The sequence below is a fragment of the Comamonas odontotermitis genome (assembly GCF_014207855.1).
GTDB lineage: Bacteria > Pseudomonadota > Gammaproteobacteria > Burkholderiales > Burkholderiaceae_C > Comamonas > Comamonas odontotermitis_A.
In genome coordinates, this window is sequence record NZ_JACHKZ010000002.1 from 115,176 (window position 1) to 129,941 (window position 14,766).

At 65.9% G+C, this 14,766-nt stretch carries 12 protein-coding genes; 5 read left to right on the plus strand and 7 right to left on the minus strand.

Annotation, left to right across the window (positions count from 1 at the left end):
* Positions 1–22: 22 nt before the first annotated feature.
* The 3 genes from glcE to HNP33_RS02595 form a co-directional block, all read right to left on the minus strand.
* Positions 23–1,183, minus strand: coding sequence for a glycolate oxidase subunit GlcE (glcE, locus tag HNP33_RS02585; RefSeq protein ID WP_184704957.1), 1,161 nt, complete (start codon positions 1,181–1,183; stop codon positions 23–25).
* Between the two features lie 136 nt (positions 1,184–1,319).
* Positions 1,320–2,267 carry an SMP-30/gluconolactonase/LRE family protein gene (locus HNP33_RS02590; protein ID WP_184704959.1) on the minus strand — a complete coding sequence of 316 codons (948 nt, stop codon included), beginning with the start codon at positions 2,265–2,267 and terminating at the stop codon, positions 1,320–1,322.
* A gap of 66 nt (positions 2,268–2,333) precedes the next feature.
* A complete protein-coding gene (locus HNP33_RS02595) occupies positions 2,334–2,810 on the minus strand; it encodes an Lrp/AsnC family transcriptional regulator (RefSeq protein WP_184704961.1) in 477 nt (158 codons plus the stop codon).
* 86 nt (positions 2,811–2,896) lie between these two features.
* Between HNP33_RS02595 and HNP33_RS02600 the strand changes: the two genes are divergently transcribed.
* The gene (locus tag HNP33_RS02600) at positions 2,897–5,161 is read left to right on the plus strand and encodes an aminotransferase class V-fold PLP-dependent enzyme (protein ID WP_184704963.1); all 2,265 of its coding nucleotides are present in this window, start codon (positions 2,897–2,899) and stop codon (positions 5,159–5,161) included.
* Between the two features lie 110 nt (positions 5,162–5,271).
* Here the strand turns inward: HNP33_RS02600 and HNP33_RS02605 are convergent, their stop codons facing one another.
* From HNP33_RS02605 to HNP33_RS02615, 3 genes are all read right to left on the minus strand, one after another.
* Positions 5,272–6,570, minus strand: coding sequence for an ammonium transporter (locus HNP33_RS02605; RefSeq protein WP_184704965.1), 1,299 nt, complete (start codon positions 6,568–6,570; stop codon positions 5,272–5,274).
* A gap of 65 nt (positions 6,571–6,635) precedes the next feature.
* The gene (locus tag HNP33_RS02610; protein ID WP_184705250.1) at positions 6,636–6,974 is read right to left on the minus strand and encodes a P-II family nitrogen regulator; all 339 of its coding nucleotides are present in this window, start codon (positions 6,972–6,974) and stop codon (positions 6,636–6,638) included.
* Positions 6,975–7,015: 41 nt separating this feature from the next.
* The gene (locus HNP33_RS02615; RefSeq protein WP_184704967.1) at positions 7,016–7,753 is read right to left on the minus strand and encodes a TorF family putative porin; all 738 of its coding nucleotides are present in this window, start codon (positions 7,751–7,753) and stop codon (positions 7,016–7,018) included.
* A 292-nt stretch (positions 7,754–8,045) separates the two neighbouring features.
* On the opposite strand from HNP33_RS02615, the gene HNP33_RS02620 reads away from it, so the two are divergent.
* Positions 8,046–9,584 carry a YifB family Mg chelatase-like AAA ATPase gene (locus HNP33_RS02620; RefSeq protein ID WP_184704969.1) on the plus strand — a complete coding sequence of 513 codons (1,539 nt, stop codon included), beginning with the start codon at positions 8,046–8,048 and terminating at the stop codon, positions 9,582–9,584.
* A 77-nt stretch (positions 9,585–9,661) separates the two neighbouring features.
* Here HNP33_RS02620 and trpB read toward each other — a convergent pair whose 3' ends face one another.
* Positions 9,662–10,867 carry a tryptophan synthase subunit beta gene (gene trpB, locus HNP33_RS02625; RefSeq protein WP_184704971.1) on the minus strand — a complete coding sequence of 402 codons (1,206 nt, stop codon included), beginning with the start codon at positions 10,865–10,867 and terminating at the stop codon, positions 9,662–9,664.
* 103 nt (positions 10,868–10,970) lie between these two features.
* Between trpB and HNP33_RS02630 the strand changes: the two genes are divergently transcribed.
* The 3 genes from HNP33_RS02630 (at position 10,971) to HNP33_RS02640 (ending at position 14,699) form a co-directional block, all read left to right on the plus strand.
* A complete protein-coding gene (locus HNP33_RS02630) occupies positions 10,971–12,461 on the plus strand; it encodes a DUF2868 domain-containing protein (protein WP_184704973.1) in 1,491 nt (496 codons plus the stop codon).
* A gap of 17 nt (positions 12,462–12,478) precedes the next feature.
* Positions 12,479–14,065 (plus strand): DUF3482 domain-containing protein, encoded by a 1,587-nt coding sequence (locus HNP33_RS02635; RefSeq protein WP_184704975.1) that lies wholly within the window; start codon positions 12,479–12,481, stop codon positions 14,063–14,065.
* A 136-nt stretch (positions 14,066–14,201) separates the two neighbouring features.
* The gene (locus tag HNP33_RS02640) at positions 14,202–14,699 is read left to right on the plus strand and encodes a hypothetical protein (protein ID WP_184704977.1); all 498 of its coding nucleotides are present in this window, start codon (positions 14,202–14,204) and stop codon (positions 14,697–14,699) included.
* The last annotated feature ends 67 nt before the right edge of the window (positions 14,700–14,766 follow it).

Consider the following 14,766-nt stretch of genomic DNA (forward strand, 5'->3'; position numbering starts at 1 on the left):
AGGGGTACCTGGATTAGCGGATTCAGCTGATGGCCCAGTCGCCCAGGCGGCCGGGGTTGAAGATGCCGTTCGGATCAAACGCCTGCTTGAGCCGCTGCTGCACCTGGCGCAGCGCCGGGGACGTGGGCGTGTAGCCAAAATCGTCGGACGACGCCCAGCGCACGGCCTCGCCGGGCCGAAAGCACACCGCGCTGCCGCCCACGCTGGCTGCCATGGCGTGCAAGGCAGCGGCATGCTGCATGGGTGCCTGCACCCAGCGCAGCGCACCGCCCCACTCCATCAGCGGTTGAATGGTCTGTTCGGTGCAGGGCAGCGCCGGTGTGGTGGCCGGAACCGACAGCCGCCACAGCGCGTGGTCGGCTTCCATCTGCGTGAACCAGGGCAGCTGCTGCTCGCGGCAGGCCAGCCAGGCGCCATCGGCCTGGGCGTGGTCGAGCATGGTGCCGCCCATGTGGCTGAGCGCGGCCTCGACGGCGGCCATGGCGCCGCGCAGGCGCACCAGCAGGTGGCCGCTGTCGCTGCTGCCGTCCGACTGCCACAGGCTGGCGTTGATCGGCAACGGCTGTGCACGCCAGCCCGCCAGCATGTCGATGGCCTGCTGCTGGCTGCATTCGTAATACAAGGTGGCCTGGGCCCGCTGCATGGGCAGCACCTTGATGCTGATGTCGGTGAGCAGACCCAGCGTGCCCCAGGCGCCCGCCATGAGGCGCGATACGTCGTAGCCCGCTACGTTCTTCATCACCTGACCGCCAAAGGTGAGGTGTTCGCCCACGCCGTTGATCATGGACAGGCCGAGGATGTAGTCGCGCACGGCACCGGCCGACACGCGCGCAGGCCCCGACAGGCCTGCCGCCACCATGCCGCCCACTGTAGCCTGGGTGACACCGGCACCCAGGTGCGGGGGCTCGAACGCGAGGCATTGGCCGCGCTCGGCCAGCACCTGCTCCAGCTGGGCCAGCGGCGTGCCGCTGCGCACGGTGACGACCAGCTCGCTCGGCTCGTAGCTGACGATGCCGCTATAGCTGCGCGTATCCAGCAGCTCGCCGCCCAGGCGAACGCCGTAAAAATCCTTGCTGCCGCCCCCACGTATGCGCAGCGGCGCCTTGTGGGCATGGGCAGATCGAACGCGCTCCTGCCAGTCGAGCACGGTGGGGTGATGAGAGGCAGCCACAGCTTGGTCCATGGCCCGATGGTAGCCGCAGTTGCAAGGGCTGTCGCCCGCTCAAGAAAGCGCTGCGGCGAAAATGGGCCTAAGAACGTGTGTACGAACTCCTCCCGATTGCACTCCAACGCGGCTGCGTAGAGATCGTAAACACGTTCTAAAAACCGTGCTCCAGCTCGCGCCAAGGCTGTGCAGGCAGCCCGGCCACGCCCACGCGCATGGCAAACACGCAGCCCGACAGCGGCAGCTGGGCCAGCTCCTGCGGACTGCGACCATGGCGCGCCGAGGTCAGGTACAAGGTGCGGCCGTCACTGCCGCCAAAGCAGGGCATGGTGGGGCAGAGCATGGGCGTGGTGTGGCTGGCCAGAATGTCGCCGCGCGGCGATATCTGCAGCACACGCCCGCCTTCGTACATGGCGCACCAGTAGTTGCCGTCCACATCCACCGCAGCGCCGTCAGGCCGCCCACCGTAGCCGGGTTCGCCCGGCGTCCAGCCTTCGGGCTTGCCGTCGAACTGGATGAAGACCTCCCCCGCGCCTTGCGGATTGCCATTCACGTCGCAGGCATAGCGCCTGACGGTGTGCGTGGGCGTATCGGCCCAGTACATGGTGCGCCGGTCGGGCGACCAGGCCAGGCCATTGGCATTGGAAACACCGCCCAGCACCTTGCGCACCATTGTGGTGCCACCGCTGGCATCCACGCAGTACAGCGCCCCCACCGGCTGGCGCGGGCCGCTGGCAGGCTCGTGGATGGTGCCTACCCACAGGCGGCCTTGGGCATCGCAGCGGCCATCATTGCCGCGCTCGGTGGCCGGGTCGATCGGCAAGCGGGCCATGTCGTGCAGGGTGCCGCCCCAGTCCGTGGCGCGGCAGATGCGGTCACGCAGCACCACGATCCAGCCGTCGAGCGCGCCGCCGCTGCGGGCCGGGGCAATGCAGCCGGGCTCGGCGGGCATGTCCCAGCGGTCCAGGTAGCCCGACCCGGGCATGGTGCGCCACAGTTTTCTACCCGCCACATCCACGCCATACAGCACACCACCACTGGCCTGCCAGAAAGGAGATTCTCCCAACGCAAACGGCTGGCTGATCACGGTATGCCAGATCATGGCTTTCCTTCTGAAAAAACGAGAAACATGGGCCTGCCTTGCATTTTCTGTGCCACCGGGCCAGGCTCACGGAATATAGGACAGCGGCAGCGCCGTGGTGAACTTGAGCTCCTCCATCGCAAAGCTGGAAGACACGTCAAACAGTTGGGTGTCGGCAATCAGCCGCTTGTAGACCTTGTCATAGGCTGCAATGTCAGGCACCACCACGCGCAGCAGGTAATCCACATCGCCGCTCATGCGGTAGAACTCGACCACCTCGGGAATGGCCTGCACCGCGCCCCGAAAGCGTTCGAACCACTCCTGGCTGTGCGTGCTGGTGCGCACCGCCACGAAAACGGTGACGCCCACGTTCACCTTGTCACGATCCACCAGCACCACCTGGCGCTTGATGACACCGGCCTCCTTGAGCCGCTGTACGCGGCGCCAGCATGGCGTGGCCGACAGGCCGACTTGGGCCGCCAGATCGGCGACCTGGATCTCGGCGTCAGCCTGCAGCAGCTCCAGCAGCTTGCGGTCAATGGAATCCAGTTTTATTTTTTGCATAATTTTTGGAATCTAATTCCAAATATAGTGCCACAAACAGCTGAATTCGCATACGTATGCCCTGGTCTGGGCTCGACAATTTGCGTATGGAAATCTACCTCGACGCCAACGCCACCACCCCCGTGCTCCCACAGGCCCGCGCCGCCGCCATGGCCGTGATGGGCGATGCCTATGGCAACCCCAGCAGCATCCACGGCAGCGGACTCAAGGCCCGCGCACTGCTGGACGAAGTGCGCGCTGCCGCACGCCGCGTGCTGGGTGTACCCACCGGACAGCTGCTGTTTACCAGCGGCGCCACGGAGGGCATTCAGACCGCCGTGCTGTCTGCGCTGACCGCGCTGCGCCAACGCAAGGATGCTGGCGACACAGCCACGCCGCAATTGCTGTACGGCGCCACCGAACACAAGGCCGTACCCGAGGCACTCAAGCATTGGAATGCAGTGCTGGGCCTGCACCTGCCAATCCAGGCCATCCCGGTTGGCACGGATGGACGCCATGATCTGGACTGGCTGCGCGCGCAAGCGCCCACCGCAGGCCTGGTCTGCACCATGGCAGCCAACAACGAGACGGGCGTGGTGAGCGACCTGGAGGGTATCGCCAGTGCGCTGCGTGGCAACCCCGCGCTGTGGCTGGTGGATGGTGTGCAGGCGCTGGGCAAGCTGGCACTCAGGCCCCTGGAGCGCGGCATCGACTATGCCCCCTTCTCCGGCCACAAGCTCTATGCGCCCAAGGGCGTGGGCATGCTCTATGTGCGTGAAGGCGCTCCATTTACCCCGCTGCTGGCTGGCGGTGGTCAGGAAGGCGCGCTGCGCGCAGGCACCGAGAACATGGCAGGCATCGCAGCGCTGGGCGCAGTGCTGCAAGCTCTGGAAGACGGCGCCACCTTTGCCGATGCCGCTGCGCTGACCGATCACCGCAGCAGGCTGGCGTCGGCTCTGCAGGATGCGTTTGCTGGCCTGGTGTTCAACGCACCACCCGCGCTGTGCCTGCCCACCACCCTGAATTTTGCGGTGCCGGGGCTCAGCTCCAAATTGCTGCTCGACCTGTTCGATGCCGCAGGCCTGCGCGTGAGTGGGGGCTCGGCCTGCAGCGCATCCAAGGCGCAGCCCAGCTATGTGCTTGAGGCCATGGGCCTGCCCGCATGGCAGACCGCCGCCGCCGTGCGCATGTCCTTCGGCGCAGCAGACTCCACCGCGATGATCGACGAAGCCTGCGCCCGCATCCGCGCCTGCGGCGCTGTACTGCGCGCCAATTGCCTGGTGGAAGCCCCCCAGGCCACCGAACATGGCGCTGCCCCACTGCTCACGCGCTTTGTCGTCGATGGCGCCTGCTGTTACCTGGTGGCCGACGCCACCAGCCAGCGTTGTGTGGTGATCGATCCGCTGCCCGAGCTGGTGGACCGCCTCGCGCAATGGGTGCGCTGCCGGGAATTCACGGTCGCTGCCATTGTCGACACCCACAGCCACGGCGACCACCAATCCTCCGCACCCGAGCTGCGCGCCGCCCTGCCGCGCCAGTTGCAGGCGGAAGGCGCCACAGACGCGCTGGGCTGGCCCGAGGGCGCTGCCCAGATCGCCCTGGGCGTCCACCGCCTCACACGGCTGGCGCTGCCGGGGCACACAGCCGATTCCACCGCGTACCTGCTGCATGAGAGCGATACGCTGCGCCTTGCCTTCGTGGGCGATACCGTGATGCCCGGCGCCTTGGGCCGCAGCGACTTTGCCCAGAGCGAGCCACTCGCCTATGCAGGCTCGCTGCGCATGCTGGAGCAGGCCGTTGGCCCGCACACGCTGCTGCTGCCCGGGCACGACTACGAAGATCGGTTCGCCTGCACGCTGGGCGTGGAATGCATGGCCCAACCCCTGCTGGCCGGCGTGCTGCAGGGCCGGCTTGATGCTGCAGCCTTTGCTGCCGCCAAGGAGGCGCTGGAGCGCGACCTGGCGCCAACCGCGTACCAGACCATGGCCTGCGGCGCCCGCGTGGATGCATGCACGCAGTCGATGCATGTCGAGCTGCCGATGGAGCAGGCCCAGGCATTGCGACAGGCAGGCACCCCGCCGTTGCTGGTCGATGTGCGCGAGCCTTACGAGCAGCAGCTGGGTTGCGCCCCTGGGTTGGAAGGGGACGACCGCGCCCAGGCAGTGCCGCTGTCTGGCCTGCTCAATGCGCTGCCCCAGTGGCTGGCGCTGCCTGCCGAGACGCCGGTGGTGTTCTACTGCCGCAGCGGCAACCGCAGTGCCCAGGCCGCCCGCGCGCTGCGGCGCCTGGGGCACCACCAGGCCTTCAGCCTGGCAGGCGGCCTGGCCCTGTGGCCCGAGCCTGCAAACGCAGCTGCTGCCGCAACGAAGTAAACGCCTTCCGCAGCACTGTGCCGCGCACAGCTGCAGCGCCAGCAGCGCAGGCAAAAAAAGGCCGGCCGGGCTCTTCACCCGTCCGGCCTCCCAAGGAGTATGTGGAACGATCAGCGGCTGTAGGCCACCTCGCCGTGCGTGCTGATGTCCAGGCCTTCGCGCTCGGCCTCTTCCGACACCCGCAACCCGATGGTGTACTTGCAGATGGCAAACGACACTGCGGCCACCACACCAGACCATGCCAGGGTCATCAGCACGCTCTTGACCTGCACCCACACCTGGTGGACCATGTTGTAGCCTTCCGGCTCCACGCCACCCAGGCTGGATGCACAGAACACACCCGTCAGGATCGCACCCAGAATACCGCCCACGCCGTGCACGCCGAACACGTCGCAGGTGTCATCGGCCTTGAGCATGCGCTTGAGGCCTGACACGCCCCACAGGCACAGCGGCCCGGCGATGACGCCCATGATGATCGAGCCCATGGGGCCCACCAGGCCCGCAGCGGGCGTGATGCAGACCAGCCCGGCCACAGCGCCCGATGCGGCGCCCAGCATCGAGGCCTTGCCCTTGTGCAGTGCTTCGGCGGCAATCCAGCCCATTGCTGCAGCACCCGTGGCCAGAATGGTGTTGATGAACGCCAGGCCGGCAATGCCGTTGGCGGCGCCCGCCGAGCCCGCATTGAAGCCGAACCAGCCCACCCACAGCAGCGATGCGCCCACCATGGTCAAGGTCAGGCTGTGCGGCGCCAGCGCTTCGCGGCCAAAGCCGATGCGCTTGCCCACCATGTACGAGCCCACCAGGCCAGCGACGGCCGCATTGATGTGCACCACGGTGCCGCCAGCAAAATCGAGCGCGCCGTCCTTGGCCAGCAGGCCACCGCCCCACACCATGTGGGCCATGGGGATGTAGCTGAAGGTGAACCACAGCACCGAGAACAGAAGGACCGCAGAGAACTTGATGCGCTCGGCAAATGCGCCCACGATCAGCGCCACGGTGATGGCCGCAAAGGTGGACTGGAACGAGACGAACACGAACTCAGGAATGGTTGCCAGCGCCGTCGACAAGGTGTCGGGCTTGATGCCGGCAAGGAAGGCCTTGTCGAAACCGCCGAAGAAGTTGCCTTCTCCCGCAAAGGCGAGCGAGTAGCCATACACCGCCCACAGCACCGTGATCAGCGAAAAGATCACGAACACCTGTGCCAGCACCGACAGCATGTTCTTGCTGCGCACCAGCCCGCCGTAGAACAGCGCCAGGCCCGGTATCACCATCAGGATCACCAGCACGGTGGATGTCAGCATCCACGCCGTATCGCCGCTGTTGAGTGCAGGCGCCGCATCGGCTGCCATGGCGCTGCCAGCTGCAACCGCCGCTGCCGCTGCCCCTGCCAGAGAAAGTAGTCGTCGCATGTTATTCACACCTTTTAGATAAATTGGTCTCTAGCGCCTGTCCATCAAGCGCAGGTAGCTATCTTTCAAAGAGCATTCGTTCCGGTTTCGCCGGTGCGGATGCGTACCACCTGCTCCAGCGGCGACACAAAGATCTTGCCGTCGCCGATCTTGCCGGTGCGCGCCGCGTTCTCAATCGCTTCGATCACCCGGTCCACCAAGTCTTCGCCTACCGCGATTTCCAGCTTGACCTTGGGCAAGAAATCAACCACATATTCGGCGCCGCGGTACAGCTCGGTGTGGCCCTTCTGGCGGCCAAAGCCCTTCACTTCGCTCACCGTGATGCCTTGCACCCCAATGTCGGACAGTGCTTCTCGCACTTCATCGAGCTTGAAGGGCTTGATCACCGCCACTACCAATTTCATGTTCATAGCTACTCCTTCTCATGCGCTGCAGCGGTGCAGCATCAAAACGTCTTGGCCAGGCTGACAATCGCGCGGCCCTTGTTCACAAACCCGAAATCGCCGGTCTTGTTGGCACCTACCCAGGCGGCGCTGAGCGACAGGCCGTCTCCCAGGTCATAGCTGCCGCCCACGCTGTAATCCAGGTAGTTGGGCACGCCCAGATCCTTGATATCGCTGGAAAACCGCGTGTAGCCCACAGACACCTTCAGCGTCGTCTTGGGCGCCACTTCCTGCGCAAACGCCACATTCAGGTAGCCGGTGTTGCGGCCTTTCATCGATCCATCGATCTTGTTGCCCGCCCAGCCGAAGTAATCCTTCGACACGGTGTGCGAGTACTTCACCGTCACCGGGCCATAGGTTCCCGCGCCGTACAGCTCTGTCGTGTTGCCGGTGGTATTGCCGGGGTACACATAGGTCAGCAGACCCACATCCCAATCCACATCGGCTGCCTTGAACTTGTAGCCACCGTAGAAGTCCATTTCCACCCGGTTGCCGTCCAGCCATTGCACGGTCGAATTCCAGTTGCCTACGTAGAAGCCGGATTCGCCGAACGTGTAATCCACCCCTCCCTGCAGCGCCGGCTTGACCCAGCGGGCGCTCGATGTCTTTTGATCCTGCCCACGGAACTTGTAGTTGGTCGTCAGACCCACATTGGCCGTCAGCTGCGCGCTGGCTGCCACCGGCAGCACCACGCACACCGCCCCGATCCATACCGCCCAACCCCGCTTGCTTTTCGCCATTGCCGCACTCCTTGTTGGTGATCTCATATGGGCGAAGCAATGCACAGAGCGTGCCAGCCTCAAAGTTCATCCCTCTCTGGTGCTGATCCGAAAAGCCCTGCGCGCTATGGTTTTTGAAGACGCAGTACCTCTGGTCAGGCAGGCGGCAGCAGCCTGTCTCACCCGGGCGACGCATCCTTGCCTCCTGGCGGCTGCCGCTTGCCCGAAATAGCGGCTTTCGCCATGCTCCAAGCAGCCCTGCCCGCTCCAAAGGCAGGTGATCGCACCACTTTGGTGCATAAGGATGATCCCCATGAGTCTCGCCGTGGTGCACAGCCGTGCACTGGTGGGTTTGACCGCCCACCCTGTCTCTGTCGAAGTGCATCTGGCCAATGGCCTGCCCAGCTTCACGCTGGTGGGCCTGGCAGACGTGGAAGTGAAGGAAGCCCGCGAGCGCGTGCGCTCGGCCCTGCAGAACAGTGGGCTGGAGTTTCCCCATAACAAGCGCATCACGGTCAACCTCGCCCCCGCCGATCTGCCCAAGGAATCGGGGCGGTTCGATCTGGCGATTGCCGTCGGCATCCTCGCAGCCACAGGCGTGATCGATGCCAGCCAGCTCGCACATTACGAATTTGCTGGCGAGCTGTCGCTGTCAGGCGCGCTGCGCCCGGTGCGCGGAGCTCTTGCCGCCAGCATGGACCTGCACCAGCGTGGCCAGCAGGTGCGCCAGGTGCTGCCGCCGGGCAGCGCCGAAGAAGCCGCCCTGGTACCTGACGCCGAGGTCTACCGCGCTGAACACCTGCTCGATGTGGTGCAGCACTTTGCCCCCGCTGGCGCCAGCACGGAAGACGCCGCACGCAGCCAGTGGAGCCGGGTGCCCCCGCAGACCCAGCGGCCCGATGAAGATGGCTTGGACATGCGCGACGTCAAAGGCCAGGCGGCCTGCAAGCGCGCCCTAGAGATTGCAGCAAGCGGTGGACACAATGTGCTGATGCTCGGGTCTCCCGGCGCGGGCAAATCCATGCTGGCCCAGCGCTTTGCCGGACTGCTGCCACCGCTGCAGGTGGCCCAAGCCCTGGAAAACGCTGCCCTGCACAGCCTGGTGGGCCGTTTTGATGCACGCCATTGGGGCCAGCGCACCACACTGGCGCCGCACCACACCGCCAGCGCCGTGGCCCTGGTGGGCGGAGGCAGCCCGCCCAAGCCCGGCGCCATCTCACTCGCGCACCACGGCATCCTGTTCCTGGACGAGTTTCCGGAGTTTCCGCGCGCCGCGCTCGAAGCGCTGCGCGAGCCGCTGGAGACGGGCCACATCACCATTGCCCGTGCTGCACAGCAGGCCAGCTTTCCCGCCCGGTTCACGCTGATTGCCGCGATGAACCCCTGCCCCTGCGGTTTTCGCGGCTCACGCCAGCGCGCCTGCCGCTGCACGCCCGATCAGGTCAGCCGCTACCAATCCCGCATCAGCGGCCCTCTGCTTGACCGCATTGACCTGCATATCGAGGTGACCCCGCTGCCAGCGGACGAGCTGCTGACAGCCCCGCCCGGTGAGCCCTCGGCCACTATCCGCGAGCGGGTGGCCGCTGCCCGCGCCATGGCGCTTGCGCGGCAGGGCACGCCCAACCAGCAACTGCAGGGCCAGGCGCTCGATACACACGCCCAGGCCGAACCCGCCGCACTGCAACTGCTGCAGAACGCGGCAGCCAAGCTTGGCTGGTCGGCACGCGGCGTGCACCGCGCGCTGCGCGTGGCCCGCTCGATTGCCGACCTGGCGCAATCCAAGGCGGTCACTCCTGCCCATGTGGCCGAAGCCATTCAGTACCGGCGCGCCCTGCTCGGCGCGGCCGGATGACGGCGCCACAGAATAGGAGCGGCAGGCGAGAGAGCTGAGCGAAGCCCGGCGCACCGCATCAGGGTGCGCTGGCGCAGTTACAACCCCAGCTTCTGCGCGACGTAATCCGCGTCCTTGTCACCCCGCCCCGACAGGTTGACGAGAATGTTGACATCCTTGCCCAGCGTGGGTGCGACGCGCATGGCCCAGGCCACCGCGTGGGAGCTTTCCAGTGCAGGAATGATGCCTTCGACGCGCGAGAGCGTCATGAAGGCATTGAGGCACGCCTGGTCATCCACCGCCTGGTAGTCGACACGGCCGATGTCCTTGAGGTAGCTGTGCTGCGGCCCCACGCCCGGGTAATCCAGCCCCGAGGCAATGCTGTGCACGGCGGCAGGCGAGCCGTCGGCATTCTCCAGCACATAGCACTTCATGCCATGGATCTCGCCGGGCTTGCCCACCGACAGGGTGGCAGCATGCTTGCCGGGCTTGTCCACACCTTCGCCGGCGGGCTCCACACCGACAAGCTTCACGCCCACATCATTGAGGAACGCCGTGAAGATGCCCATGGCGTTGGAGCCACCGCCCACGCAGGCTGTCACGTAGTCAGGTAGCCTGCCGTGCCTCGCCTGAAACTGCTCGCGCGCCTCGCGGCCGACAATCGACTGGAAATCGCGCACCATCTTGGGAAAGGGGTGCGGGCCGACGACCGAGCCAATCGCATACAGAAAGTTGGTCGGGTCTTTCAGATACTCTTCAAACGCGCTGTCCACCGCGTCCTTCAAGGTGGCCTGCCCGCGCGTCACCGCCACCAGCTTGCAGCCCAGAATGCGCATCTTGGTGACGTTGGGGTGTTCTTTTTCGATATCGACCTGGCCCATGTGGATTTCGCATGGAATGCCGACCAGCGCACAGGCCGTGGCCAGCGCCACACCATGCTGGCCCGCGCCGGTTTCGGCAATCACCTTGGTCTTGCCCATGAACTTGGCCAGCAGCGCCTCGCCCAGGCAATGGTTGATCTTGTGGGCGCCGGTGTGGTTGAGGTCTTCGCGCTTCAAGTGAATCTGCGCGCCGCCCAGCTGCTCGGACAGGCGCCGGGCGTGGAAGATGGGGCTGGGCCGACCCACGTAATCCTGAAACAGGTGCTGCAGCTCATCCTGAAAATCCTGGCGCTGCACGATCTGGTCGTAGGCCTGGGAGATATCGTCCATCGCCTGCTTCAGATGCGGCGGCACCAGCTGGCCGCCGTAGTCGCCAAAAAAGCCGTTTGCATCGGGCATGGGCGCAAATTGCATGGTGGTCATCCTTGTCTCTCTCTCATTGGTAGTCGGAGCTGGGTTAACCATCGTTGATACCACAGCGTAGAGGCGAAAACCTTGCAGGTTTTCCCGATGCCACAATAGGCCCATGAAAGCTGACGCCGTTCGCGACATCGTTTTTGCCCACGCCATAGAAACCGCTGCCCCAAGCGACGCCCTGCCGGATACCGCGCGGCGCGAGGCCATCACACAGGAAGTGCTGCACGCGCTGGGCAATCCCGCCACCAAAGGGCGGGCCGGACACGCCGCGTTCGGGCAGTTCCTGCAGACACGGGCGGCGCGCATCATTGCCGCCAGCAACCTGCCCGCTGATATACGGCAGTTGTGGCAGGCGCCCCCTGCCATGGCACGCTGGGCGCCTGCCGCCATCCTGATGGGCGCACTGGTGGCGGGTTTCGTCAGCCACCGCATCACCGATCCGCACCGGGTTGACCTGCTGTCGCTCTCGCTCCTGGGCATCGTGCTGTGGAATCTGCTGGTGTACCTGTGGACTGTGCTGCACGGTGCGCTACGTCTGGCCCGGCCGCGCCGCCAGGCTATCGCGGTCCTGCAACCCGCCCAAAGCGCCCCTGCAGACAGTGGCGCACCCGGCAACGGCCCTCCCGGCTGGCTGCAGCGCCTGCGCGGCAAGGCCATGCCCGGGTTGCGCGGCACGGCCCTGCGCCGAATGGCGCTGGCCTTTGAGCGCAACTGGTGGCAGATCAGCCGGCCCGCACGCCACGCACAGTGGCTGCTGTGGTTGCACCTGGGCGCTGCGGCCATGGCCGCCGGGGCGCTCGCGTCGCTGTGGATCACCGGGCTGACGCGGGAGTACCAGGTAGGCTGGGAGAGCACCTTCCTGTCTGCTGCCCAGGTGCAGCAATCGCTGAACGCCCTGTTTGCCCCTTCGCAATGGCTGCAGCTGACCAGCCCCTGGAGCCTGTCCGATATCCAGCTCCTGCAAGGCTGGGTGAGCAATGACCGCCCGGCGGCCCCCGGGGCGCAGCTGCCAGCCATGGGCGTTGGCGAGCGCTGGGTCTGGGCCTATACCGCGCTGCTGGCCGTGCTGGTGATCGTGCCGCGCCTCATGCTCGCGCTGTGGCAGGGCCTGCGCTGGCGCTGGCTGGCCAGCCACATGGCATTGCCGCTGAACCAGCCCTACTTTGCCAGCCTGCAGCGCGATTTTGGCGGACTGGCCACGCAGCTGGTGATCGTGCCCTACAGCATGGAAATCACCCCCGAGCGCAAGGCTGCCGTGGAACACTACACCGCCACGCTTTACGGAGCAGGGGCAGGCACCACCTGGCGCCCCAGCCTCGCCTATGGCGCCACGCTGCCCGACATGGCCACGGCTGCGCCCGCCCAGACCGTGCTGCTGGTCAATCTGGCCGCCACGCCCGAGGCCGAAATCCACGCCGAGCTGCTGGCCCAGCTGCACAGGCGGCATGGCAGCAGCAGCCAGCTGTGGCTGTGGACCGCCGACTTTGCCGCGCGCAACAGCGGCGCGCCCCGGCGCCTGCAGGAGCGCGAAGCCCTGTGGCAAGATTTTGCAAGGCAGAACGGCTTTACCGCGCACCTGGTAAGCGCTGCCAGCTCCTGATTTTGTAGTATTCATCCATGACCGAAGATACCGCAACGCCCTCCTTCGCCAGCAGCGATCAGTCCATTCAGTGGTGCCTGCTGTCGCACACCAATATCGGCAAGACCACACTCGCCCGCACGCTGGTGGAAGGCGATGTGGGCGAGATCCAGGATGCCGCCCACGTCACCAGCGAATCGCAACGCTACAGGCTGCAGCACACGGCCCAGGGCGACTCACTGTGGCTGTGGGACACGCCGGGCTTTGGCGATTCGCTGCGCCTCTACAACCGCCTGCGCCAGCAAGGCAATCCGCTGGGCTGGTTCCTCTCGAATGTATGGGACCGCTGGCGCGACAAGCCGTTCTACATGAGCCAGCGCGCCCTGCTGGCCGCGCGTGACCATGCCGACGTAATGCTCTACCTGGTGAACGCTGCCGAAGACCCGCAGGATGCCGGCTACTGGGCCAGCGAGATGCGCATCCTGCAGTGGATGAACAAACCCGTGCTGGTGCTGCTCAACCAGATCGGCAGCGACACATCGGCCGCGCAAACCGCAGCCGACCTGCAACGCTGGCGCGCGGCGACGGCCGAATTTGCAGACACTGTCAAGGCCGTGCAGGTACTGGATGCCTTCACCCGCAGCTGGTGGCACGAAAAGCAGGTGCTGGAGCGGATCACGCCGCTGCTGCCCGATGCCAAGCAGCCCGCCTACCTGCGCCTGCTGCAGGAGCGCGCCAGCACACAGCAACAGCGCGAATCTGCCAGCCTCCAGGCGCTGGCCGAGCAGCTGCTGCATGCCGCAGCCGCGCAGGAAGTCACCGAAGCCGAAGACAGCAAGCTGTGGCAACGGGCCTGGGACAAGCTCGGCAGTACCTTGACCCAAGTCACCCAGGCGGTGCGCGGCAAGCCCGCCGATGACGACGCCGTCAGCCCGCAGCAGGCCGCAGCCATGCAGCGGCTCACGCAGTCTCTGCAGCAAGCCGACATTGCCAGCACGCAAACTCTGCTTGCACTGCACCGTCTCGACGGCCAGGCCGCCAGCCAGATCCAGCAGCAGCTCAAGGACCAGCTCAAGATCAGCACGCCCATCGACCCGCAAAGCGCCAGCCTGTGGGGCGCAGTCACGGCAGGCGCTGCCACCGGCCTGGGCGCCGACATGGTCGCCGGTGGCATGACGCTGGGCGCGGGCGCACTGGTGGGCGCGCTGGTGGGCGCCATCACCTTTGCCGGTGCCGCCTGGGGTGCCAACAAAGTGTTTGACCAGGAGGAGCAGCGCTTTCGCCTCTCGCCCGACTACCTGACGGCGCTGGCCCGCCAGGCGCTGCTCAAGTACGTGGTGATATCGCATTTTGGCCGGGGACGCGGCCGCTACACCAGCCCCAGCGCACCGGCGCAGTGGAACGATGCCGTGCAGGCCGCAGTGCAGGCCCATGGCGACCAGTGGCAGGCCATCTGGGCCGCAATCGGCGCGCAGAAAAAGGATGCACCCATGGCCGATGCCACCCGCAGCGCCCACCTGCAATCGCTGCAGCTGCTGCTGAACGAATGCTTACAGCAGACCTTGCAAACCCTGTACCCCGGCCTGGCAGCACCCACCGCCGTGTCGCCAACTGCAAACAAGTGACAGCCGCCCGTCGGCATGCCCCCCACTGCCACTTGTGTTTTGCGATACGCAGGCGCAGCATGGCACTGCCTTGTGGTGCCGCAATTGCCGCGCACCCGGCAACCAACAGCCTTCACACCGATAACAGGAGTGCTTTATGCGCAATATATGGAAAGCTTGGATCGCCACCGCCGCCCTCTGCGGTACCGCCGCCACCTTTGCACAGACCCCGGCCGCCACTGCGGCCCCCGCTGCCGCAGCCAAACCCGCTGCAGCCATGCAGACCTTCCTGTGCAAGGATGGCACCAGCGTGCAGGCAGAAACCTCCAAGGGCGCGTGCAAGGGCCACAAGGGCATTGACAAGAGCGGCGGTGCCAGCGCCGCCCCCGCCGCTGCGGCAAAGGCTGCGCCAGCAGCAGCTGCTGCTGCACCTGCGCCAGCCGCTACCAAGACAGGAGCCGTCCCTGCGCCCGCCAAGACGCCAGCCCCCGGCGGCGGTGCAGGCAAGGTCTGGGCCAACAACAACACCAAGGTCTACCACTGCCAGGGCGACCGCTACTACGGCACCACCAAGAATGGCGAATACATGAGCGAGGCCGACGCCAAGGCCAAGGGCATGCACGCCGCCAAGGGCAGCAAGGCCTGCAGCGCCTGATTCGCCTCTGACAGCGATCCATTCCCAAGCCACCAACAGCGCCCTGCGGCCATACGCCCAGGGCGTT